The 22,750-nt window shown below is 74.9% G+C and carries 16 protein-coding genes, 3 tRNA genes and 1 pseudogene; 10 read left to right on the forward strand and 10 right to left on the reverse strand.

The features are described 5' to 3' along the window. The first annotated feature begins 42 nt into the window (after positions 1–42). From ACFC1T_RS02595 to ACFC1T_RS02615, 5 genes and pseudogenes are all read left to right on the forward strand, one after another. Complete coding sequence (locus ACFC1T_RS02595) at positions 43–1,035, forward strand: SDR family NAD(P)-dependent oxidoreductase (RefSeq protein ID WP_375882606.1); 993 nt, start codon at positions 43–45, stop codon at positions 1,033–1,035. Between the two features lie 73 nt (positions 1,036–1,108). Beyond that, a pseudogene (locus ACFC1T_RS02600) lies at positions 1,109–1,810 on the forward strand (NDP-sugar synthase); the annotation flags it as partial. 125 nt (positions 1,811–1,935) lie between these two features. Next, positions 1,936–2,853, forward strand: coding sequence for an NAD-dependent epimerase/dehydratase family protein (locus ACFC1T_RS02605; RefSeq protein WP_375882608.1), 918 nt, complete (start codon positions 1,936–1,938; stop codon positions 2,851–2,853). Then, positions 2,850–3,545: a spherulation-specific family 4 protein gene (locus ACFC1T_RS02610; protein ID WP_375882610.1), complete on the forward strand. Its 696-nt coding sequence runs from the start codon at positions 2,850–2,852 to the stop codon at positions 3,543–3,545. Before ACFC1T_RS02605 ends, ACFC1T_RS02610 begins: the two co-directional genes overlap by 4 nt. Before the next feature lie 22 nt (positions 3,546–3,567). Further along, entirely contained in the window at positions 3,568–4,569 is a 1,002-nt protein-coding gene (locus ACFC1T_RS02615) for an endo alpha-1,4 polygalactosaminidase (protein ID WP_375882612.1), read from the forward strand. A gap of 54 nt (positions 4,570–4,623) precedes the next feature. Here the strand turns inward: ACFC1T_RS02615 and ACFC1T_RS02620 are convergent, their stop codons facing one another. Further along, a complete protein-coding gene (locus ACFC1T_RS02620; protein ID WP_375882615.1) occupies positions 4,624–4,827 on the reverse strand; it encodes a hypothetical protein in 204 nt (67 codons plus the stop codon). 155 nt (positions 4,828–4,982) lie between these two features. On the opposite strand from ACFC1T_RS02620, the gene ACFC1T_RS02625 reads away from it, so the two are divergent. Then, positions 4,983–5,936 carry an aldo/keto reductase gene (locus tag ACFC1T_RS02625; protein WP_375882617.1) on the forward strand — a complete coding sequence of 318 codons (954 nt, stop codon included), beginning with the start codon at positions 4,983–4,985 and terminating at the stop codon, positions 5,934–5,936. Between the two features lie 56 nt (positions 5,937–5,992). Here the strand turns inward: ACFC1T_RS02625 and ACFC1T_RS02630 are convergent, their stop codons facing one another. From ACFC1T_RS02630 to ACFC1T_RS02640, 3 genes are all read right to left on the reverse strand, one after another. Further along, positions 5,993–7,000, reverse strand: a complete 1,008-nt coding sequence (locus ACFC1T_RS02630) for a C40 family peptidase (RefSeq protein WP_375882619.1) — start codon at positions 6,998–7,000, stop codon at positions 5,993–5,995. Beyond that, positions 6,997–8,280, reverse strand: a complete 1,284-nt coding sequence (locus tag ACFC1T_RS02635; RefSeq protein WP_375882621.1) for an SPFH domain-containing protein — start codon at positions 8,278–8,280, stop codon at positions 6,997–6,999. Before ACFC1T_RS02635 ends, ACFC1T_RS02630 begins: the two co-directional genes overlap by 4 nt. Before the next feature lie 195 nt (positions 8,281–8,475). Continuing rightward, entirely contained in the window at positions 8,476–11,514 is a 3,039-nt protein-coding gene (locus ACFC1T_RS02640) for an Ig-like domain-containing protein (protein ID WP_375882623.1), read from the reverse strand. 346 nt (positions 11,515–11,860) lie between these two features. Here ACFC1T_RS02640 and ACFC1T_RS02645 point away from each other — a divergent pair, with 346 nt between their 5' ends. Continuing rightward, positions 11,861–12,271, forward strand: coding sequence for a globin domain-containing protein (locus ACFC1T_RS02645; protein WP_375882924.1), 411 nt, complete (start codon positions 11,861–11,863; stop codon positions 12,269–12,271). Between the two features lie 14 nt (positions 12,272–12,285). Next, the gene (locus ACFC1T_RS02650; protein WP_375882625.1) at positions 12,286–13,488 is read left to right on the forward strand and encodes a globin domain-containing protein; all 1,203 of its coding nucleotides are present in this window, start codon (positions 12,286–12,288) and stop codon (positions 13,486–13,488) included. Between the two features lie 74 nt (positions 13,489–13,562). Here ACFC1T_RS02650 and ACFC1T_RS02655 read toward each other — a convergent pair. From ACFC1T_RS02655 to ACFC1T_RS02665, 3 genes are all read right to left on the reverse strand, one after another. Continuing rightward, a tRNA-Arg gene (locus tag ACFC1T_RS02655) sits at positions 13,563–13,638 on the reverse strand. 31 nt (positions 13,639–13,669) lie between these two features. Beyond that, positions 13,670–13,745: transfer RNA gene (locus ACFC1T_RS02660), tRNA-Arg, on the reverse strand. A gap of 184 nt (positions 13,746–13,929) precedes the next feature. Continuing rightward, a tRNA-Ser gene (locus ACFC1T_RS02665) sits at positions 13,930–14,023 on the reverse strand. Positions 14,024–14,200: 177 nt separating this feature from the next. Here ACFC1T_RS02665 and ACFC1T_RS02670 point away from each other — a divergent pair. After that, a complete protein-coding gene (locus ACFC1T_RS02670; protein ID WP_375882626.1) occupies positions 14,201–17,695 on the forward strand; it encodes a PAS domain-containing protein in 3,495 nt (1,164 codons plus the stop codon). Positions 17,696–17,756: 61 nt separating this feature from the next. Here the strand turns inward: ACFC1T_RS02670 and ACFC1T_RS02675 are convergent, their stop codons facing one another. Both ACFC1T_RS02675 and ACFC1T_RS02680 read right to left on the reverse strand, forming a co-directional pair. Continuing rightward, the gene (locus tag ACFC1T_RS02675; RefSeq protein WP_375882629.1) at positions 17,757–19,418 is read right to left on the reverse strand and encodes a long-chain fatty acid--CoA ligase; all 1,662 of its coding nucleotides are present in this window, start codon (positions 19,416–19,418) and stop codon (positions 17,757–17,759) included. Positions 19,419–19,571: 153 nt separating this feature from the next. Next, positions 19,572–20,444, reverse strand: a complete 873-nt coding sequence (locus ACFC1T_RS02680) for a DUF1906 domain-containing protein (RefSeq protein WP_375882632.1) — start codon at positions 20,442–20,444, stop codon at positions 19,572–19,574. Positions 20,445–20,607: 163 nt separating this feature from the next. Here ACFC1T_RS02680 and ACFC1T_RS02685 point away from each other — a divergent pair, with 163 nt between their 5' ends. Next, the gene (locus tag ACFC1T_RS02685; protein WP_375882633.1) at positions 20,608–21,672 is read left to right on the forward strand and encodes a DMT family transporter; all 1,065 of its coding nucleotides are present in this window, start codon (positions 20,608–20,610) and stop codon (positions 21,670–21,672) included. A 102-nt stretch (positions 21,673–21,774) separates the two neighbouring features. On the opposite strand, the gene ACFC1T_RS02690 is transcribed toward ACFC1T_RS02685, so the two are convergent. Next, positions 21,775–22,551 (reverse strand): pyridoxal 5'-phosphate synthase, encoded by a 777-nt coding sequence (locus ACFC1T_RS02690; protein WP_375882635.1) that lies wholly within the window; start codon positions 22,549–22,551, stop codon positions 21,775–21,777. Positions 22,552–22,750 lie beyond the last annotated feature (199 nt).

Below are 22,750 nucleotides of genomic sequence, written 5' to 3' on the forward strand. Positions count from 1 at the left end.
TCAGACGTCCGGCCGCTCCCGAAAACGAGAAAGCGAAAACGCATGAGCAGCGTCGCGGTTACCGGAGCCGAGGGCTTCATCGGCTCCCACCTCGTCGAGACCCTGGTCGCCGACGGGCACCACGTCCGCGCGATGGTCCAGTACAACTCCTTCTCCTCCTTCGGCTGGCTGGAGACCCTGGCGCCGGAGGTGCTGGACTCGGTCGAGATCGTCCTCGGCGACGTCCGGGACCCGGGCTCGGTCAACGGCCTGGTCAAGGGCACCGAGGCGGTCTACCACCTGGCCGCCCTGATCGCGATCCCGTACTCCTACAGCGCCCCCCACTCGTACGTGGACACCAACGTCACCGGCACCCTGAACGTCCTGGAGGCCGTGCGCCACCTGGAGATCCCGCGTCTGGTGCACACCTCCACCAGCGAGACCTACGGCACCGCGCAGACCGTGCCGATCACCGAGGACCACCCGATCAACACCCAGTCCCCGTACGCCGCCTCCAAGGCCGGCGGGGACCGGCTGGCCGACAGCTACCACGCCAGCTTCGAGACCCCGGTCGTCACCCTGCGCCCGTTCAACACCTTCGGCCCGCGGCAGTCGATGCGCGCCGTCATCCCGACCGTGATCGCCCAGGTCGCGGCCGGCCAGACCGAGATCACCCTCGGCGACCTGCGCCCGACCCGCGACTTCATGTTCGTCAAGGACACCGCCAACGCCTTCCGCACGGTGGGCACCGCGGCCGCCGAGACCGTGGTCGGCCGGACCTTCAACGCCGGTACCGGCGGCGAGATCTCGGTCGGCGACCTGGTCACCCTGGTCGGCAAGCTGATGGGCGTGGACCTGGTGGTGAAGGAGGACGAGCAGCGCATCCGTCCGACCAACTCCGAGGTCATGCGCCTGGTCGCGGACGCCACCCGGCTGCGCACGGCCACCGGCTGGGCGCCGCAGTTCACGCTGGAGCAGGGCCTGGAGCAGACCATCGAGTTCTTCCGCGACCCGGCCAACCTGGCCCGCTACAAGACCGACATCTACAACGTCTGACCGTCGTAACGATCATGCTCGTCCTGGTTACCAAGGTTCGTGGCCTGCACATCCTTTCCGTGGGGGAAACACCATGCACGCAGTGATCCTGGCCGGCGGTAAGGGCGTTCGACTCCGCCCCTACACCACCGCGCTTCCCAAGCCGCTCGTCCCGATCGGCGACCAGCACGCGATCCTGGAGATCGTGATGCGCCAGCTCGCCGCCTCGGGCTTCAAGACCGTCACCCTGGCCATCGGCCACCTCGGCCACATCATCCGCGCCTACGTCGGCAACGGGTCCCAGTGGGGCCTGCGGGTCGGCTACGCCGTCGAGGACAGCCCGCTCGGCACCATGGGCCCGCTGCTCACCATGCAGGACCGCCTGCCCGAGCACTTCCTGGTGATGAACGGCGACATCCTCACCGACCTGGACTTCGCCGGGGTGCTCAAGCACCACGAGACGTCCGGCGCCCCGCTGACCATCGCCACCTACGCCCGTCAGGTGAAGATCGACTTCGGTGTGCTGACCGCCGAGTCCGGCACCATCACCGGCTTCCAGGAGAAGCCCAGCATCGACTACCGGGTCTCGATGGGCGTGTACGGCGTCTCCCGCTCCGCGCTCGCCAAGTACACCCCGGGCCTGCCGCTGGGCTTCGACGAGCTGGTGCTCGACCTGCTGGCCGCCGACACCCCGCCGGCCGCGTACGACTTCGGCGGCTACTGGCTGGACATCGGCCGCCCGGACGACTACGACCGGGCGAACGCCGAGTTCTCCTCGATCCGCCCGGTCCTGATGCCCTTCGAGTCGGCCGGCACCGTGCCGGGCGTCGCGGAACTGCCGGTCCCGGCCGCCCGCACTGCCCCGGACGACACGGCCGAGCAGCCCGCCACCGCGGGCGCCGAGAGCGACGGACGGGCCGCGTGAGAATCCTGCTGCTCGGCGGCGACGGCTTCCTGGGCCGTCACGCCACCGACGTCCTGCGGTCACTGCCCGGGGCCACCGTGCTGACCGCGGGCCGGCGGCCCGCCCACGACCTCCGGCTGGACCTGGGCACCGCCCAGGCCGGCCCGCTCGGCGAGGAACTGGCCGCGCTGGCCCCCGACGTGGTGGTCAACTTCGCCGGCGCGGTGGCCGGCAGCGCGGTCAAGCTCGCCGAGGTGAACGCCCGCGGACCGGCGGTGCTCTGCGAGGCGCTCGCCCTGGGCGCCCCGAAGGCCCGCCTGGTGCACGTCGGTTCGGCCGGCGAGTACGGCGTCTGCGCGGAGGGCGAGTCGCTCTCCGAGCAGGCCGACGCCCGCCCGGTGGGCGTGTACGGCGCGACCAAGCTGGCCGGCTCCCTCGCGGTGGCCGGCTCGCCGCTGGACGCGGTGGTGCTGCGGGTGTTCAACCCGGTCGGCCCGGGCGCCCCGGCGGGCTCGCTGCCCGGCCGACTGGCGGCCGAACTGCGCCGGGCGGCGCCCGAGGGCGCCGACGCCGTGGTCACGGTCGGGGACCTCTCCGCCTACCGGGACTTCGTGGACGCCCGGGACATCGCCCGGGCGGTCGGCCTCGCCGTCACCGCCGAGGGCCCGCTGCCCCGGGTGCTCAACCTCGCCTCCGGCCGGGCCCAGCGGGTCCGGGCGATCGCCGAGGGCCTGGTCGCGGCGTCCGGCTTCACCGGCCGGATCGACGAGAGCGGGGCGGGTTCCGAGCGCTCGGCCGCGGTCTCCTGGCAGCAGGCCGACGTGTCGGCCGCCGCCCGGGAACTCGGCTGGCACCCGGAGACCGGGCTCGCCGACACCCTGCGCGACCTCTGGCTCAGCACCGCCGAGCCGACGCCGACCCCGGTGGTCGCATGACCTCCGGGACCACCCCCGACGGCCGCCTGCTGGTGCCGCTGTACGTCCACCCCGCGGTGGACCCGGCGGCCTGGCGGGCGGTCGCCGCCGCCGACCCCGCCCGGATCGCCGCCGTGGTGCTCAACCTCGCGGACGGTCCGGGCGAGGTCCCGGACCACGTCTTCGCCGATGCCGCCGAGGAACTCCGCGCCGCCGGGCTGCCGTTGGTCGGCTACGCCGACACCGACTACGGCCGCCGGCCGCACGCCGCCGTGGTCGCCGACATCCTGACGTACCGTCAGCGCCACGGCATCACCGGCGTGTACCTCGACCAGGTCGCCACCCACCCGGGCGCGCTGGCGCACTACCGCCGCCTCGCCACGGCGGCCCGGGCGGCCGGCTGCGGCACCGTGGTGTTCGGCCACGGCGAGCACCCGGACCCGGCGTACGCCGAGGTCGGCCTGGCCGACCTGCTGGTCACCTTCGAAGGCGACTGGGACGCGTACCGCGCCATGACCCTGCCGCTGTGGACCGGCCGCCACGCGGCCTCCCGCTTCTGCCACCTGGTCTACGACGTCCCCGCCGAGTCCGCCCGCGACGCCTCCGCACTGATCACCGCCCGGCGAGCCGGCGTCGGCTGCGCCGTACCGGGCGCCGGGGACAACCCCTGGCGTACCCTGCCGCACGGCCTGACCGCCGCTGAACTGACCTGACCCGATCCGGAGTTCGACTACCGTGAACCGCCGTACCCGGCTGCTGCCCGCCGCCATAGCCTTCGCCACCGTCACCGCGCTGCTGGTCAGTTCGTGCAGCAGCTCGGGCTCGGAGGACGACAACGACTCGGCCGACGGCACCCAGAGCGCCTCGCCCACGGCCACCGCGCCGAGCACCCCCGGCACCGCCGCGCCCAGCACCCCCGGCACGCCCAGTGACCCCGGCACCACCTCGGCCCCGGGCACCCCGGGCGGCACCACCGCCCCGGGCACCCCGCCGGGCACCACCCCGCCCGGCACCACCACCCCGCCGGCGGCCGGCGCCCGCTGGCAGCCCACCCCGGGCCTGACCTGGCAGTGGCAGCTCGGCGGCGGCCCCGTGGACCAGTCGGTGGACGTGCCGGTCTACGACATCGACGGCTTCGAGAACGACGCCTCGGTGGTCGCCGCGCTGCACGCCAAGGGCCGCAAGGTGATCTGCTACATCAACGCCGGTTCCTGGGAGGACTTCCGCCCCGACTCCGCGGCCTTCGCCAAGGCCCTGCAGGGCTCGGACACCGGCTGGAAGGGCGAGAAGTGGTTCGACATCCGCAAGCTCGACCAGCTCCGGCCGCTGATGGCGGCCCGCTTCGACATGTGCAAGAGCAAGGGCTTCGACGCCATCGAGCCGGACACCATCGAGGCCTACAACCAGAACAGCGGCTTCCCGCTGACCCCGGACGACCAGATCAAGTACAACCGGATGCTGGCCCAGCTCGCCCACGAACGCGGCCTCGCCATCGGCCTCAAGAACGACCTGGACCAGATCTCCGCGCTGCTGCCGGACTTCGACTTCGCGGTCAACGAGGAGTGCTCGCAGTTCGACGAGTGCGACCGGGTCGCGCCCTTCGTCAAGGCGGGCAAGGCGGTCTTCCACGTCGAGTACAAGCTCGACACGGACCAGTTCTGCGCCAAGACCAAGGCCCTGGGGTTCAGTTCGATGCAGAAGAAACTCGACCTCAACGCCTGGCGCAAGCCCTGCTGAGGCCGGAACTTCCCGTCGCGCGGGTGACCCTCACCGGGGCCACCCGCGCGAGGGTCACTTGACCGCCAGCCAGACGACGGCGCCCAGGACGACCAGGGCGACGACGGCGATCAGCGCGATCACGCCGGTGCGACTGCCGCCGGTCTTGCTGCTGCCGTAGGTGGAGACGGAGCCCGGTGCCGGACGCGCCGGGCTCTCGTCGACGAACGCCCGGAACATCTGGGTGTTACCGGCGGGGTCGTAGTCGTTGTCAGCCATGGCAGGGACTCTAACGAATCCGCCCACCTCAGGCACACCCCGGACCCCTCTCCGGGCGAACCCGCCACCCGCGCGTGCGACGGCGGTACGACCGGATCGTGAAATCCGTGTGACCGACGGAATGACCCGCCGCACAGGCCTGGTTGACTGCGGGCATGACCGGAAACCAGAGCCGGGTCCGCCTCGGCACCTCCGACCTGTCCGTCCACCCGCTCTCCCTCGGCGGCAACGTCTTCGGCTGGACCGCCGACCAGCAGCAGTCCTTCGCCGTGCTCGACGCCTACGCCGCCGCGGGCGGCAACTTCGTCGACACCGCCGACGCCTACTCCGCCTGGGCACCCGGCAACACCGGCGGCGAGTCCGAGACGGTGATCGGCGACTGGCTGCGCAGCCGGGGCAACCGCGACGACATCGTGATCGCCACCAAGGTCGGCAGCCACCCCGAGGCGACCGGCCTGGCCGCGGCCACCATCAAGTCCTCCGTCGAGGGCTCGCTGCGCCGCCTGGGCGTCGACCACATCGACCTCTACTACACCCACCGGGACGACGACACCCCGGTCGAGGAGTTCGTGACGGCGCTGGACGGGCTGGTCCGCGCGGGCAAGGTCCGGGCGGTCGCCGCCTCCAACATCTCCGCCGAGCGGCTCGCCGAGGCGCTGTCCTTCGCCGAGCGCGAGGGCCTGGCCGGGTACGTCGCGGTCCAGCCCCACTACAACCTGGTGTCCCGGGGCACCTTCGAGGGCCCGCTGGCCGAGGTGGTCGCCGAGCACGGCCTCGCCACCGTGCCCTACTACGCGCTCGCCTCCGGCTTCCTCACCGGCAAGTACCGTCCGGGCGGCCCGGGCGTCGACAGCGCCCGCGCCGAGGGCGCCACCCGCTACCTCGCCGAGCCGCGCGGCCCCAAGGTCCTGGCGGCCCTCGACGAGGTCGCCGCCGACCACGGCGTCGAGCCCGCCACCGTCGCCCTCGCCTGGCTCGCCGCCCGCCCCACGGTCGCCGCCCCCATCGCCAGCGCCCGCACCGTCGACCAGCTCCCCCCGCTGCTCGCCGCCGCCGCCCTCACCCTCACCCCCGCCCAGACCGCCCTGCTCACCGACGCCTCCGCCTGAGCACGCGCCGGGCCCCCGACAGCGGCGTGCTGTCGGGGGCCCGGTGTGCTCCCCGGCTACGGCCGCCCGAAGTGGGTCGGGTAGTAGCCCGAGTTGAGCGTCGATATCCGGACGGTCTTGCCCGGCCGGGGTGCCTCGACGAACTTTCCGCCGCCCAGGTAGATCCCCACGTGGTGGATCCCCGAGGCCCGGCCGCTGTCCGACCAGAACACCAGGTCACCGCGGCGCAGTTGGCCCGCGCTGATCGGCGTGGTCGCCGCGTACTGGTCGTCGGCCACCCGGGGCAGGCCTATCCCGCTGCGCCGGAAGGCCTGCTGGACCAGCCCGGAGCAGTCGTAGCCGGACGGGCCGTCACCGCCCCAGACGTACGGCTTGCCCAGCTGGGCGAGCGCGTAGTCGACGGCCGCCTCGGTGGTCCCGGCGGTCGGGGTGGTGTCCGGGGACGGGCGGCTGCCCGACCCGCCGGAGCCCTGGTCCGATCCGCCGCCGGACTGGCCGGTGCGACTGGCGTAGACGTCGTAGTGGCTGGTCCAACGCCACTCGCCGCTGCCGTTCTTGAACCAGTACTTCGACCCGTCCCAGCCCTGGCGCGGGCCCCAGGAGGAGGCCGAGCCGTTCGAGACGGTCTTCGAGCCGGACGAACCGGATGAACCGGACTGGCCGGACTGGCCGGACTGGCCGGACTGGCCGGTGCGACTGGCGTAGACGTCGTAGTGGCTGGTCCAACGCCACTGACCGCTGCCGTTCTTGAACCAGTACTTCGACCCGTCCCAGCCCTGCTTGCCGGCCGCCGCCTGCGCGGAGCCCGCACCGGCCGTCAGGCCGACCACGCCGGCGCCCGCCAGCACGGTGGTGGCCAGGCAGGTACTTCGCACGGCCCGGTGTATTCGGCTGCCACCGCCGACCGCGGCGTCCCGGGCGGTGCGCGGCCGGGCCGCGCAGTTCGGGCAGCCGCAGCCCGTGATCGCGGGGATGCTGCCCAGGCGCTCCTCGAAGCCGATCAGACCGGGATCGGCGTCGGAGCCGGTGCCGGGTTCGGCGTACGCGCCGGTGGCTATCCTCATGCGGGTCGTCCTTCCTTCCGCCCGGCCCGGGCGGCCGGGGGCGGTACCGAGGCGGCCACTCCGGCCGGGGCGACGAAGGCGACCAGCAGCTGTTCCATCAGCGCGCTGCGGGCGGCCTCGTCCAGTTCGTGCGCGGTCGCGCGCTCCAGGCGCCGGACGGCCAGCGCCGCCGCCTCCACCGCGTCGTCGACCAGGACGGTCCGCAGGCCCGCGTCCAGGTCCGCCAGCCGGCGGCGGCGCATCGACTCGGCCACCTCGGGCGCGTAGTCCAACGCCAGCGGCTGCACCGAGTAGACCTCCAGGCCCGCCGGGGCCGCCTCGGCGGCCAGCGCCCGGGTCAGCTCGTCGGCGAACCACTGCCCGTCGCGCAGCGCCGGGCCGGGCGCCGCGTTGCTGTCGCACGGCAGGGTGGAGGCGGTGCGGGTGAGCACCGCCTGGACCTGCTCGCGCAGGTAGCCCTCGTGGTCCTCGATCGCCAGCAGCGCCCGCGCGGTGTCCTTGACCCGCCAGACGATCAGCAGCCGGACCACGATCGGGGTGCCGGTGCGGTCGACGACCTTGACCGGCTCGCTGCGCCAGTGCCGCAGCCGCACGTCGACCCGGCGGCGGCGCAGCAGCGGGTTGACCCAGACCAGGCCGGTTCTGCGCACCGTGCCCCGGTAGCGGCCCCAGCGGCTCAGCACCCGGGTCTCGCCGCCCGCGTTGGCCAGCAGGCCGGCCAGGGCGAGCACCACCAGCAGCCCGGCGGCGCTGACCGCGGCGATGGCCGGGGCGTCGATCCCGGCCCGGCCGCTCGCCAGCGCGGCGGGGCCGCGCAGTTCGGGCAGCCCGTCCCAGTGCGGGAGGACGCCGGTGCGCAGCAGCACGTAGCCCACCGCGGCCAGGCCGAGCAGCACCACCAGCAGCGCGACCCAGCCGGGCAGGACGGCGGCGGTGTGCTCCCGCAGCGCCCGGTCCGCCCGCGGGGGGCGGCGCGAGGTGGTGACGGCGGAGGCATCGGCCGGGCCGAGCTCGGGGAGCTCGACGGTCTCCGGGGCGACGGCCTCCAGCGGGTCCCGCCGGTCGACGGGACCGGCCGGGGACGGCGCGGGGACGACCGCCAGCGGGGCCGTGGCCGGACCGCCGTCGACCGGGCCGGCCGGGCCGACCGGCTTGGATGCCTTGACGGTCGAGACCTTGGGCAGCGGGCTGGCGCCGGAGGCGGAACGTTCCGGCAGGGCCGGGGGGAACGCCTTGGGCAGGTGGTCGGGTCGCTGCGAAGAATCGCGGGTGACGTCCATGCACGGATCCTCTGGGTCTGGTGTGTCGCGCAACGGGCGGCCCGGATCTGACGGGCAGTGCCAGAGTCAGGCTAAGTTCATACGTCATCAAATGCGACATTTGAGCCGAGGTGTGTCGACAATTGCTGACGAATCGTCCAAAGCTGACCTGACGCGCAGGCACATGGTCGGGTGGTCGGGACGGTTCGGCGCAGGTCAGCGCCGTCGGGCACCGGATCCACGGGCGAACACCCGCCGGGTGATCAGCCCGATTCCGGCGAGCACCAGCAGCACCCCGGCGAGCAGGCCGTGCCGGCCGGCCTCCCGGGGCCGGGCGGCCGCCGCCCCTTCGGCCGGGGGTGCCGGCAACGGCCGGGCAGCGGTGCCGCTCGCCCTGGATCCTTCCTGGTCAGCGGCCGACAGCGGCACGGCGGCGACCTCCGACGGGGACGCGGCCACCGGGGCCGGGCGGCCGCCGGGCGAGGCGGCCAGGGCTCTCGACGAGCCGACGCCCGGGGACGGCACCGCACTCCCGGACGGCGGGGCCGGGACGGCGGAACCGGCGGGAACGAACGGAACCGGCGGACGGGCCGAGGCGCCGGACCCGGTGGAGGCCCCGGGGGACGTCGGGGCGGCCGCGACCCCCGCCGGGACCGCGGGAACGGACGTCACCGACGGCGCCGGCACCGGCACCGGGGGCACCGCCGGCGCCACCAGCACCGACGGCGCCACCGGCGGCACGACGATCGGCAGCAGCCCCACCGGGATCGGCGGGAACACCGGCACCTCGGTCGGACTCGGCGACCCGACGGCCGTCGGCGCCACCACCGCTGACGGCGCAGCCGAAGCCGAAGCCGACGGGCTCGCACTCACGCTCGCACTCGCCGCCACGGATGCCACCCCACCCGCCCCCGACGGAACCGCCCCTGACGGACCGACCACCGAAGGACTCACCGCCGAAGGACCGACCACGGACGGACCGGCCGCGGACGGACTGACCGCCGGAGAACTGACGACCGGCGCACTGACCGCCGGAGGACTGACCGCCGGAGGACTGACCGCCGCCGAAGGGCTCGCCACCCCCGCAGCCGCCACCCGCACCCGCACCGGATCCGCCGAAGTCCCGTTCCCCGCGCGGTCGGTGACCGTGACGGTCAGCCACTGTTCCCCGTCCGTCAGGTCCCGTCCGGCGGTGCAGCTCCAGCTCCCGTCCAGCGCCGCCGTGGCCCCGCAGAGCACCGTACGGTCGCCGCCCGCCGTCGGAGCGGCCGCGACCTGCACGTTCGCCCCCGCTTCGGCCCGTCCGGCGAGCTTGGGCCGGCTGACCCGCAGGACATCCCCGGGAGCGGGCGCGGTGAGCACCGGCTTGTCCGGCGGCACGGTGTCCACGACCAGCGCGACCGGCTGTCCGGCCGTCCGGTTCCCGGCCGCGTCGACGGCGACGGGGGCGAGCTGGTGGCTGCCGTCGGCCAGGTTCTCGACCGGCAGGCAGGACCACCCGCCGTCCGGGCGGACCGCGCTGCTGCACAGTTCGGCGGAGGCGGAGGCGGAGGCGGGGGTGGACGCGGGGGCGGACCGGTCGGTGACCGAGACGGTGCTGCCGACCTCGCCGGTGCCGGTGAGTTGCAGCCCCGGGTCATTGGTGTAGGCGGGGAGGGTGAGCACCGGCGCGGTCGGCGGGGTGGTCTTCACGGTGACCTTGGCGGGCTCGCCGCGCAGCACCACGCCGCCGGTGGTGGTCTCCACCGGGGTCAGGGAGTGCGGCCCGGCGGCGAGCGCGCTGCCGGGGCGGCAGGACCAGTCGCCCTTGCGCTCGACCTTGGCCCGGCAGAGCACGGTGTCGCCGTCCCGGATCTCCATCGAGGCGCCGGCGACGGCGCCCTCACCGCTGATCCTGGGGCGGGCGTCGGCCAGCACGGTGCCGTCGACCGGCTCGGCGACCTCGGGCCGGGCGGCGCCGACGGTCAGCCTGATCCGCTGGTCGGAGACCTCCCCGGAGTCGGCGAAGCCGCCGGAGGGCACGAGTTGGCTGGTGTCGCGGCCGATCCGCAGCCGGGCCCAGGTGTCGCCGGAGGCGGCGCCGGCCGGCACGGTCCACTCCAGCGTCGCGGTGTCGGCGCCGGCCGGGATCTCGGTCTGCACCCGGTCGGCGGGGTCGAACCGGCCGCTGTGGTCGAAGTCGATCCAGCCGGCCAAGGTGGCGGGCTGGTCGCCCACCGCGACCGGGACGGTGACCCGGTAGTACCGGCCGATGGCGGCCTCGTCGGGGAAGCCGAGCGAGGGGTCTGCGCCCTGGTACTCGCCGCGGCCGGGCTGGAGCTTGGGCGGCGGCGGGCTGCCGGACGGGCCGGCGGGCAGGCTCGCGAAGGGGTTGCCGCGCCGGACCGCGTCGTGGTCGAGCTCGACCAGCGGCCGGTCGGCCGTGACGGCGGCGGGGCGGCGGCGGTCGCGGTGGCCGGGGCCGGTGGCGTCGGCGCCCAGGAAGAGGTCGGAGAGCACGTGCGAGGCGTTGCCGTAGGCCTGCGGCGCGGTGCCGAGGTCCTCGTCCACGGTGACGGTGTAGGCCTGCCGCAGGACGGGCGGCGCGGTGGTGCTGCCGGCCCGGGGGGTGGAGCGCTGCTCGATCCGGAACACCGCGGTGCGGACCGGCCCGGTGAGTTCCAGGGTGCCCTCGGCGGCGGAGCCCGCGGCGGCGTCGGTGGAGCCGTCGGTGCCCGCGGGTGCCAGGGCGTTGCCGTCGACCGTCCAGCCGGGCCAGTCGGTGCGCCCGATCAGGCCGGGGGCGGCGGGGGATCCGCCGGTGAGGGTCAGTCGGGCCGCGGTGCTGGTGGTGCCGGAATTCCCGGTGGCGACGGCGGCGAGTCCGCTGAGGTGCAGCCGGGGATTGCGGACCGGCCGGGAGAAACCCAGCCGGAGGGTTCCGACGGTCCGCCAGGAACCGTCCGTCTGCGGACGGTCGGGGGTGAGGAGGAAGGTCTGGGCCGGGTCTCCGGCGTGCATTCCGTCCGCGTACCCGACGGAACGCCCCCCTCCGGAACGATCGGCCAATCGGCCCGCCTCGGCGGTGACCGCCGTTCCGGTTTCGGCCGTGAGGTCGAACTGGACGGAGAGTCCGGAGGGCAGCACCGCCCGGTGTTCGGCCGACCAGGAATCAGGGGCCTGCCGGGCCGCCGAGAGCGGGGCGTTCCAACCGTTCAGCGCCCCGGCCGTGAGAACGGCCAGGACGGCAGCTGTGCGGGGAAACTGTCGGCTCATCCGGCTCTCCTTCACGGTCGGCTGCCGGGGCGGCGGGCAGTCCGGGCACAAGATCCGACAAAACGGAATCACGATCCTGGACCGGTCATACTCCGACACCTGCGCTTTTGGCCGCGTCCCACCCGATTGGCGGCCATCCGGGCGGCAGGACGGGATGTACCCGAAACGACTGCATTTCATCCATTAGGCGGTAATGGATCCCGCCGGGAACGCCCGGACCCACCCGAATGGCGGAGAGAGGGTAATTCCGGCTGATCAGACGGACACCAGTGTCCGGTACCTGACCATTCATCGAGGAACTCTGTTCGAATTACCCACCCGCTCAGTAGAGTCGGGCACCGTGACTATGGACCCCGTACTCGTCAAGCGCAGTTTCGCCGCGGTGGAGCCCCACGGCCCGGTCGTCGCCGAATACTTCTACCAGCACCTGTTCGAGCACAATCCCGGTGTCCGCGGCCTCTTCGCCGAGCACCTGGGCGAGCAGCAGGACCGGCTGTTCGCCGCCCTCGGCGCGCTGGTCACCCACCTGGAGGACACCGACACCGTGGTCGGCCTGCTCCGCGACCTCGGCGCGCGGCACGCCCGGTACGGCGCGCTGGTGGAGCACTTCCCGGCGGTCGGCGCGAGCCTGCTCGCCACCCTCGCCCACTACGCCGGCGACGCGTGGACCCCGGAGGCCGAGGCCGCCTGGACCGCCGTCTACGGAGTGGTCAGCGACACCATGGGCGCGGCCCTCACCGAAGCCCGGTCGGTCTAGCCGGGAGCGGCGTGGTGGCCTTCGACCCCGCGGTCATCCGCGCCAGCTTCGCCGTCGTGGAACGCCGGGCCGACCACCTGACCACCTACTTCTACGCCCACCTGTTCAGCCACAACCCCGGCCTGCGTCCGCTCTTCCCGGCCCAGTTGCACGAGCAGCGGGACCGGCTGTTCGCCGCGCTCACCCGGATCGTGCGGCAACTGGACGACCCCGAGCGGCTCACCGCGTACCTGCGGGCGCTCGGGCGCGACCACCGGAAGTTCCAGGCCGCGCCCGAGCACTACCCGGCCGTCGGGGCCAGCCTGATCGCCGCGCTGCGGCAGTGCTCCGGCCACTCCTGGACACCGGAGACCGAGAAGGCCTGGTCCGAGGCCTACACCGTGATCGCCCGGATCATGTGCGGGGCCGCCGGGGAGCTCCCGGAGCACCACCCCGCCTGGTGGGAGGCCGAGGTGGCCCGCCGCCGCCGGGCCGCGCCCGACCTGGTCGTGCTCACCCTGGCCCCGATGCGCCCGTACCCCTTCACGGCCGGCCAGTACGTCACCCTCAGCAGCCCCCGCAGGCCCCGGATCTGGCGGCCGTACTCGCTCGCCAACGCCCCGCGCCCGGACGGCAGCCTGGAACTGCACGTGCGGCGGGTGCCCGGCGGGCTGCTCAGCCCGGTCCTGGTGGAGGACGTGATGCCCGGCGAGCTGCTGCGGCTCGGACCGCCGCTGGGCGAGGCCGTGCTCGCCCCCGCCTCGGACCGGCCGCTGCTGCTGGTCGCCGCGGGCAGCGGCTGGGGGCAGACCAAGGCGCTGCTGGAGGAGCTCGCCGCCGGGCAGCCGGAGCGGGTGGCCACCGTGCTGCTGGCCGCCCGGTCGACGGCGGGGCAGTACGACCTGGACACCGTGCGGCGGATGCTCACCCGCCAGGCCCGGCTGCGGGTGCTGACCGCCGCCCCCGACCGGCCCGCCGGTCCGGGCGCGACCACCGCGCTGCTGCGGGAGACGCTGCTCGGGCAGGGCGACTTCACCGGCTGGGAGGTCCACCTCTCCGGGCCGCCGGAGCTGGTCGCCGAGCTCGCCGGACTGCTGCTCGCCCTGGGGGCCGCCCCGGAGCTGGTCCGGCACGACCCGGCGCCGGTGACCTTCAACCGGGCCCGGCCGCTGACCAGCTCGGACTGGTTCCTGGACCGCCGGGACGTGCCCTGGATCAACCGGACCGACCTGGAGTGACCAGCGCCCGCTCAGCGGCGGAAACCGTGCCCGGAAACGGAGAAGCCCCCGGCCGGTGGCCGGGGGCTTCTCGCTGGTGCGCTCAGCAGGATTCGAACCTGCAACCTCTTGATCCGTAGTCAAGTGCTCTATCCGTTGAGCTATGAGCGCAAGGAACGGGCGAACCCGATCTTGCGGAGTTTGGTGCGCTCAGCAGGATTCGAACCTGCAACCTCTTGATCCGTAGTCAAGTGCTCTATCCGTTGAGCTATGAGCGCTCGCCCTGGTGAACCATGCCCCCGGGGCGTTGCGTGGACAACATTACATGACCTGCGACGTAGGACGAAATCGATTGATCCGACCCCGGGACGGCCACCCGGGGCCCCGTCCCGGCCGGCCGGCGAACGGGCCCCGGACATGCGAAGAGCCCCGCCGACGTGATCGTCGACGGGGCTCCCCGGCTGGCGGAGGCTGAGGGATTTGAACCCTCGATCAGGAATAACCCCGAAACCGCATTAGCAGTGCGGCGCCATAGACCGGACTAGGCGAAGCCTCCCCACATGGACCGTACCCGCGCGAGCGGACCCGTTCCGTGTGTCAGTGATGATGCCACAACCGTGGGGCTCGGCACCAACCACCGCCAACGTTACTAGGCGGGTCACTCCCGCCGCAAAGAAGAATGAGATACTGCCGACTCCGGAGGAGCTGCCTTGAGCCGAGGAGACCTGTCGACGTGAGCAGCAGGCCGATCCGAGGCGCTGCTCGCCTCGACGCCATACTCGACGCCCTGCCCGAAGCGTTGTTGCTGGTGAACAGCAACGGCACCGTGGTGGACGCCAACAGCGCAGCGGTCCAGGCGCTGCAGGCGCCCGGCACCTCGCTGGTCGGCATGGGCGTGCTCGGCCTGCTGCCCGAGTTCGATCCCAGCCGGATCCCGGGCTCGATGCGCCCGGCCACCCGCGACGCCGACGCCCTGGACCGTCCGGTCCGGATGACCGCCCACCGCACCGACGGGACGACCTTCCCGGTCGAGGTCTCCGGCAACGACTTCGCCACCGACGGCGGCGACGGCTACGGACGCTCCCCCTACGAGCCCTACCGCGACGGCCCCCGCGCGTCCTCGTCCTCCGACCTGCTCCTGCTGCTGGTCCGCGACCTCTCCGGGCGGCTCGGCGTCGAGACCGAACTGCGCCGCCAGCACAAGCAGACCGAGATGATCCTGCGGGCCGCCGCCGAGGGCGTGCTCGGCGTGGACCTCGAAGGCCGCTGCGTCCTGGTCAACCCGGCCGCCGCGCACATCCTGGAGTACCGGGCGAGCGAGCTGGGCGGGCGCGAGCTGCACCCGCTGATCCAGCACTCCCGGGCCGACGGCACCCCGCTGGCGCTGGAGGAGTCCGCGCTGCTGGACACCCTGACCTCCGGGCGCAAGCACCGGGTGCGCGGCACCGTGCTGTGGCGCAAGGACGGCCGCCCGGTCACCGTCGACCTCACCACCGCCCCGGTCCGGGACGGCGACGAACTGGTGGGCGCGGTGATGACCTTCACCGACCGCAGCCGCGAACTCGCCCTGGTCGCCCGCAACGAGCACCTCACCGCCGTCCTGGAGAACGAGCTCGGCGGCGCGCTGAGCGCGCTGAACCAGCGGCTGGACCGCCTCGCCGCCGACCCCGCCGGGCAGCTCTGGCCCGAGGCCAACTGGACCCTGCGTCGGCTCGCCGACGAGTGCCGCCGGTTCGGCAAGCTGATCGACGGCGTGCTGGAGCACCAGCGCTCCGAGGCCGGCGAGGGCGCACCGGCCGAGGGCCGGGACGGCAAGGACGCCAAGGAGACCAAGGACGGCAAGGACGGCAAGGGCGGGCGCCGGACCGCGAAGCAGGTCCCGGTCGGCCTGGACAAGGTGGTCCGCCGGGCCGTCGAGGAGGCCGGCGAGCTGGTCGGCCCCGGCCGGGTGCGCTTCTCGGTGCACGCCGCCGCGGTCGAGGTGATCGCCGACGAGCGGCGACTCGCCCAGGCGCTGGCCCACCTGGTCGCCGACGTCAGCGGCACCGGCCTCGCGCTGGACGCCCCCACCGCCCCCTCCCCCGGCCTGTCCGTCCCCGGCCTGTCCGTGCCCGGGCTGGGCGGCCCGCCCACCCCGCCGGCTCCCGCCGAACCGCCGACCGTCGTCCTGGCCGCCGCCCAGCGCGGCGAGGTCGCCCGGGTCGAGATCCGCGGCCCCGGCGTCGGCGGCAGCCCCGTCCACCTGCCGATAGCCCGCGCGGTGGTCGAGCGCCACGGCGGCGTGCTCCAGCCGCACGAGCTGCCCGGCAAGGCCGGCACCACCTACGTGGTCGAGCTGCCGCTGGACCCGGCCGCCGCGAAGGCCGCCGCCGAACGCGCCTCCGCCGAGGGCCGCTCGGACCGGCCCAAGGAGGGCGACAGCGCCGTCCTGCCCGAGCTGCCGGGCATTCCGCAGCTGCCCACCAGCGGCGACGCCGCCGGATCCACCCGGCCCGCCCCCGCCTCCGGCACCCCGACCCCCACCGGCACCCCGACCGGCCCCGGCCGCCCCGGCGACGCACCGGTCACCCGGGAGGCCGCCGAGCCGGAGCAGGCACCCGCCGAGGAGGCCCCGGCCGAGCGCCGCGGCCGCCGCGGCCGACCCGCCATCGAAGCCGGACCCTCCGGGAGCTCCGACCCGACCGCTCCCGCCGACCAGTGGCCGAACGCCCCCGCCCGGGTCGAGCGGGCCGTCCCCGAGCAGTGGAACGGCACCGGCAACGACCCCGCCTACGGCCGCCCCGGCCCGGCCGCCCCGGAGGCGGCGCAGAGCGACCCCTGGGGCAAGGACGACGGCCGCTCCGGCCCCGCCTACGCCGTACCCGTGGAGGGCACGCGCCCCGCGCAGGGCCGGCCGGCCGGCCGTGAGCCGCTGGCGCTCGGCCCGGCGCCCGCCGACGCCACCCCCTCCTCCGCTCCTACGTCCGCGCCCACCTCCGCTCCCGTCGAACCGCCGCCGAACGGCGCCGCCGAGGACGGCGGCGAGGCCAAGCCGCGCAGACGCCGCGCCCTGCCCTCCGCCGAGGACTCCTCGGGCGGCTTCGCGCTCCCCGGCGTGGGCGACACCCCCGTCTACCCCGGCCTGGAACACGCCCTGCCCGCCGGTCCGGCACCCGCCCCGGCCGAACCCGCCGTGGCACCGACCGGGCGCCGCCGCCGGCTCTCCGTACCGCCCGGGCCCGGCGCCGACGCCCCGGCCGGAGCACCCGCTGCGCAGACCGGCGGCGCGCTGGAGCCGGCCCGGCCCGCGCTGCCCGCCGCCGAGGAGCCGGGCGGACCCCGCCCGGTCGGCAGCGGACTGGCCGAACTGGCGCCGCCGCGACCGTCCGCCGCCCCGGTGCCCGTCGCCCCGCAGCCGCCCGTACCGGCCGCGCCGCGCGCGCTGGCCGAACTGCCCGCCGCCCGGAGCGACCGCCCGGACACTGAGCAGCCGCAGGCCGCGTCCGGTGAACTGGCCAACACCCGTCGGCTGCTGGTCTGGCCCGAGCCCGACCCGGCCACCGGCCAGGCGCTCCAGGCCCGCGGCTACCTGCCGGTGATCGTCCGCTCCCGCGAGGAGGTGGACGCCCAGGCGAACGCCTTCCCGGCGGCGCTCTTCGTCGACCCGCTGACCGGCCCGATCACCCGCACCGCGCTGCAGTCGCTGCGCACCGCGGCGCTCAACAGCCGGGTCCCGGTGCTGGTGACCGCGGGCCTCGGCCAGGCCACCCGGGACGCCGCGTACGGCGCCGACCCGGCCGTGCTGCTGCGCGCCCTGGCCCCGCGCGACGGCGAGCACCACGCCCCGCGGGTGCTGCTGGTCGAGGGCGACCCGGACATCGCCGCCGCCATGATCAGCAGCCTGGAGCGGCGCGGCATGCACGTCGAGCACGCGGTGGACGAGAACGACGCCGTCGCCCGGGCCAGCAGCGTGCAGCCCAACCTGGTGGTGATGGACCTGTTCCAGATCCGCCGCCGCCGGATCGGACTGCTGGACTGGCTGCGCGCCAACGACCGGCTGCACCGCACCCCGCTCGTGGTCTACACCTCGGTGGACCTCGACCCGCGCGAACTGCCCCGGCTGCGCACCGGCGAGACGGTGCTGTTCCTCGCCGAGCGCTCCACCAGCGAGGACGTCCAGTCCCGGATCGTCGACCTGCTCGGGCGGATCGGCGCGATGGGCGAGGCGGGCGTCGCCGCCGCGGGCTGAGCCCGGACGTGCCGGAGGGCCGGCCCCCGGTCGTACGGGGGCCGGCCCTCCGGTGTGTCCGCTACTCCTTGCCGAGCGTGGTGACGTCCAGCTCATCGGCCGCGTAGCTGGCCCGGATCACCTTCTTGTCGAACTTGCCGACCGAGGTCTTCGGGACGGACTCGACGATCGCCCAGCGCTCCGGCAGCTGCCAGGAGGCGATCCGCTCGGCCAGGAAGGCCCGCAGGTCCCTGAGCCCGACGGCGGCGCCCGGGCGCAGCACCACGGTGGCCAGCGGGCGCTCGCCCCACTTCTCGTCCGGCACCGCGACCACGGCGGCCTCGGCTACCTCGGGGTGGCCCATCAGGGCGTTCTCCAGCTCGACGGAGGAGATCCACTCGCCGCCCGACTTGATGACGTCCTTGGCCCGGTCGGTGAGGGTCAGGTAGCCGTCGGCGGTGATGGTGCCCACGTCGCCGGTGCGCAGCCAGCCGTCCTCGGAGAACTTGTCCTCCGGGCGGACCGGGTCCTGCCCGGCGCCGCCGTAGTAGGCGGCGGCGATCCACGGGCCGCGGACCTCCAGTTCGCCGGCCGAGACGCCGTCGTGCGGCATCCGCTCGCCGCCCGGGCCGATCAGCCGGGCCTCGACCGAGGCCGGGAAGAGGCCCTGGGTGATCCGGTACGGCCACTCCTCCTCGGGGGTGAGGCCGCCCGGCGGCTGGGCGAAGGAGCCGAGCGGGGAGGTCTCGGTCATGCCCCAGGCGTGCAGCACCCGGATGCCGTGGCGGTCGTCGTAGGCCTTCATCAGCGACGGCGGGCAGGCGCTGCCGCCGATGACGACCATGCGCAGGCTGGAGGTGTCGTAGTCGCCCGCGTCCAGCTCGTCCAGCAGGCCGCTCCAGATGGTCGGGACGGCGGCGCTGACGGTGGGACGGACGGCGGCGATCATCTCGGCCATCGGCTTGGGCTGGAGGAACCGGTCCGGCATCAGCAGGTTGGCGCCGGACATGAAGGCCGCGTGCGGGATGCCCCAGGCGTTCACGTGGAACATCGGGACCACCGGCAGGGCCGTGTCGCGCGGGGTGAAGGCGAAGTTGTCGCCGGTGTTGACCTGCATGCAGTGCAGGTAGATCGACCGGTGGCTGTAGAGCACGCCCTTCGGGTCCCCGGTGGTGCCGGAGGTGTAGCAGAGCACGGCGGCCCGGCGCTCGTCGATGTCCCGCTGCCACGGGAAGTCGGTGGGCCGGTCGGCGATCAGCTCCTCGTAGTCGTGCACGCCGCCGGCGAAGCCGGCCAGCACCGAGCGGTCGCCGGGGCCGGCCACCACGATGTGCTTGAGCGTGGACGCGAGCTGCGGCAGCACGGCGGCGAGCAGCGGCAGGACGCTGCCGTTGACGACGATCACGCGGTCGGCGGCGTGGTCGATGATGAAGGACAGCTGCTGGGCGGGCAGCCGCAGGTTCAGGGTGTGCAGCACGGCGCCCATCGCCGGGACGGCGAGGTACGCCTCCAGGTGGAAGTCGTTGTTCCACATCAGCGTCGCGACCCGGTCGTCGCCCGTCACCCCGAGCTCGTCGCGCAGCGCGTGCGCCAGCTGCGCGGCGCGCGCGCCCACCTCGGCGTAGGTCCGGACGACCGGACCGGTCGCGTCCCAGGTGGTGACGGTGGAACGGGCGTGGACGGTGGACCCGTGCTCCAGGATCCGGGCGACGGTGAGCGGTACGTCCTGCATCGTGCTGAACACGGGTCCTCCTCGACCTGGCGGCACTGGCGGTGCCACGGCATTTCCTACCGGGCGGTAATGCGCGTGGACGTGCCCGATTGTGCCGTTCCGTCCGCCCGCTGTCAGCATCCGGAACCCGTTGCACGGATCACGGGACCGGCCGGGCGGACCCGGTCAGCCGGCGGTCGGGCCGTCGACCCGGTCGCGGTCGACGGTGAGGGTCTCGCCGGCGTAGGTCTCCTGGACGTTGCCGTGGTACTGGTGGACGCGCTGGTGGGAGGCCCAGAGCTGCGGGCCGAGCGGGCCGGAGGAAGCTGTGTCGGCGTGGTCGTCCCAGCGGGCGTACCAGACGGCGTCCGGGAGCGGGGCGCTGCCGGCCCGGGCCGCGGCGGCCAGGTCGGCGACGCCGGAGTCGAGGCTGGAGTAGAAGCCGGAGCGGTAGCCCGCCGCGTGCAGGGCCTGGGTCCAGCCGAGGGTGAACTCGACGACGGCCCGGCCGCAGCCGGCGTCGCGCATCGGGTAGGCCTCGATGTCCAGGTAGACCGGGGCGCCCCGGCCGAAGCCGAGCGAGCGCATCGCGCGCACGGCCTCGCCGGCCTCGTCCCGGCCCTGCTGGGCGGCCTCGGCCGGGTCGATCCGCCGGGGCTTGCGGCTCGGGTCGGCGCACGGCGCCTGGAGGCCGACGTGCACCGGCAGGAACCGCCAGCCCATCGAGCGCGCCTGGTGGATCCAGTCCGCGGTGAGCCGGGGCTGGGGGCAGCCGCGCTGGGAGCCGCTGACGTAGATGCCGACCGCCCCGTACGGGGAGGCGGCGCGCCAGGCCCGCAGGGCGTCGGTCGAGGGGGCGGTGCAGACGTCGAAGGCCGCGCCGCTCCAGTTGTCGCGGAACCGGGGCGGGCCGATCCGGTCGGGGAGCCGGACGGCCCGGATGCGCGGGAGGGCGGCGGCGGCCGGGACGGAGGCCTCGGCGCTCACGCCCGTCCCGCCGGTGGCCAGCAGGAGCACGAGGGAGGCGGCGAGGAAGGCCGCCGGGCGGAGACAGCGCACCCGGCCTTGATACTGACGGACCGTCGGACGAACGCGTCCGCCACGCCGCGCGGCCCGTTCGAGTCCACCCTTTCGGGCGCACCCGTCCGCATCCGTCCCGGTTTCCGTGAACGGGTTGTAACGAGCTTGCTGGTTGGTCACTCCTTACGGCAAACTCGTCAGCATGCCCACCTCCCATACCGGCGAAACCGTCGCCCCCACCTCGGCCGCCGCCGTCGCCGAGGCCCTTGCCACGCCGCCCGCCCCCACGGGCGGGCCCGCCGGCGAGCGGGGCAGCCGGCGACGAGGTGGGGAGCCCGGCTCCACGGCGCCCCCGGGGCTCCGCCCCGGCCGGTCCACCGGCCGGATCGGCAAGGCCCTGCGGCGCCCGGACAGGATCCCGGCGCCGCTTCTGTGTCTGGTCGCGATGTTCCTGGTGCAGACCGGCATCGCCCTGTCCAAGCCGCTGTTCGGCCCGCTCGGGGTCAGCGGCACCACCTTCCTGCGGCTGGGCTTCGCCGCGGTGATCCTGCTCGCCGTCACCCGGCCCCGGCTGCGCGACAAGCGCCCGCGCGACCTCGCCGCGGCCGCGCTGCTCGGCATGGCCTCCGCCGGGATGACCTTCCTGTTCGCCGGGGCGATCGACCGGCTGCCGATGGGCACCGCCGCGACCATCGAGTTCCTCGGCCCGCTCGCGGTCGCCCTGGTCTTCGCCCGGCGGGCCAGCCACCTGCTCTGGGCCCTGCTCGCGGCGGCCGGGGTCGTCCTGCTGACCCTGCTCGGCGAAGGGGAAGGCGGCAGCTCGCTCGACCCGGTCGGCCTGCTCTACGCCTTCGGCGCGGCCGGCTGCTACGCGCTGTACATCCTGTTCACCGACAAGGTCGGCGCCGCCTTCCAGGGCTTCCAGGGGCTGGCGGTGTCGATGACGGTCGGCGCCCTGTTCCTCGCGCCGTTCGGGCTCGGCGAGGCCTGGGACGGGCTGACCGCCCCCGGCGCCTCGCCGCTGGTGCTGCTCGCCTCGGCGGCCGGGGTGGCGCTGCTGCTGCCGGTGCTCCCGTACGCGCTGGAGATGACGGCGCTGCGGCGGATGCCCCAGCGGGTGTTCAGCGTGCTGGTCAGCCTGGAGCCGGCGGTCAGCGCACTGGTCGGGCTGGTGGTGCTCGGCCAGCTGCTGGGCGCCGCGCAGCTGGCCGGGATCGGCTGCGTGGTCGCGGCCAGCGTGGGGGCCACGCTGACCGGACGGCGCTGACCGGACGGGTCTGACGGGAGGGGGCTGGCGAGAGGCGGTTGGCGGGAGGGGGCCGACCGGAGGACGCCGACCGGGCGCGGCCGGCCCCCCACGGCAACGGCGCTACGGCCAGAGCAGGGTGCGGGACCACTCCGGGGTACGGACCGGGCCGGTGCGGGTGTAGCGCAGCCGGACGTGCCGGCGCTGGGCGTCGCCCTGCCAGAACTCCACCTCGTGCGCCCACAGGGTGTAGACCGCGTGGCCGGGCGCGACGGCGTCCGGGGTCGCCTCCAGCCGGCGCCGGGCGACCGCCACCGCCTCGTCGTACTCGGTCAGCTCGGCCAGCGGCTCGCTCTGCCGGCCGACCAGCGCACCGACCCGGGCGGCGGGCGAGCGGGTGGCGAACTCCGCGGCGGCGACCAGGTCGGCGGCCCGCTCGACGCTGCCGCGCACCCGGACCTGGCGGCCCAGCTGCGGCCAGTAGACGTTCAGCGCGGCGGCCGGGTGGTGGGCGAGCTGGCGGCCCTTGGGGCTGTCGGCGGCCGCGGAGAAGTTCCAGCCGGTGCCGGCCGCGTCCACGTCGCGCAGCACCAGCACCCGGGCGTCCGGCATGCCGTCGGCGTCGACCGTGGCGAGGGTGAAGGCCTGCGGGTCCAGCACCCCGGCGTCCAGGGCGGTGGCGAGCCAGTCCACGAACAGCGGGCCGGGCTCGGCGGGGGCGGCCGCGGGGTCGAAGGAGGGCAGCGGGCGGGCCATCGGCGGGCGGCCGAGCAGCAGTTCCGGGACGGACCTCGGCCCGGGCCGGCGCTCGTCCGGTGGTGCCGGGCACGGCTGCGGCTGCGGCTCCGGTGCGGGCCTGGCCCCGTCCGGGCCGGTCAGGCCCTCGTCCTCCGCCGCCATCGCGCGCCTTCCTTCCGATTGCCGCGGTCGCCGCCCCGACCGGGCCGTCCGTTCCGGGCCCGGGCACGTGGAGCGCTGTCGGAGCGCAACCGTACCGCCGTGGACCGACGGCGCCGGGCGCGGGCCCTCGCTGGAGGGATCCGGGCCGCTCGCGGGGGGCGGGGCGCGTGCGGGCGGGGCGCAGGGGCCGGGCGCGGGT

The organism is Kitasatospora sp. NPDC056076 (assembly GCF_042266305.1).
Classification (GTDB): Bacteria; Actinomycetota; Actinomycetes; order Streptomycetales; family Streptomycetaceae; genus Kitasatospora.

Coding starts and splice junctions, on each gene's coding strand:
- ACFC1T_RS02595 (WP_375882606.1), top strand. CDS start 43: ATGAGCAGCGTCGCGGTTACCGGAGCCGAGGGCTTCATCGGCTCCCAC.
- ACFC1T_RS02610 (WP_375882610.1), top strand. CDS start 2,850: ATGACCTCCGGGACCACCCCCGACGGCCGCCTGCTGGTGCCGCTGTAC.
- ACFC1T_RS02620 (WP_375882615.1), bottom strand. CDS start 4,827: ATGGCTGACAACGACTACGACCCCGCCGGTAACACCCAGATGTTCCGG.
- ACFC1T_RS02625 (WP_375882617.1), top strand. CDS start 4,983: ATGACCGGAAACCAGAGCCGGGTCCGCCTCGGCACCTCCGACCTGTCC.
- ACFC1T_RS02630 (WP_375882619.1), bottom strand. CDS start 7,000: ATGAGGATAGCCACCGGCGCGTACGCCGAACCCGGCACCGGCTCCGAC.
- ACFC1T_RS02635 (WP_375882621.1), bottom strand. CDS start 8,280: ATGGACGTCACCCGCGATTCTTCGCAGCGACCCGACCACCTGCCCAAG.
- ACFC1T_RS02640 (WP_375882623.1), bottom strand. CDS start 11,514: ATGAGCCGACAGTTTCCCCGCACAGCTGCCGTCCTGGCCGTTCTCACG.
- ACFC1T_RS02645 (WP_375882924.1), top strand. CDS start 11,861: ATGGACCCCGTACTCGTCAAGCGCAGTTTCGCCGCGGTGGAGCCCCAC.
- ACFC1T_RS02685 (WP_375882633.1), top strand. CDS start 20,608: ATGCCCACCTCCCATACCGGCGAAACCGTCGCCCCCACCTCGGCCGCC.
- ACFC1T_RS02690 (WP_375882635.1), bottom strand. CDS start 22,551: ATGGCGGCGGAGGACGAGGGCCTGACCGGCCCGGACGGGGCCAGGCCC.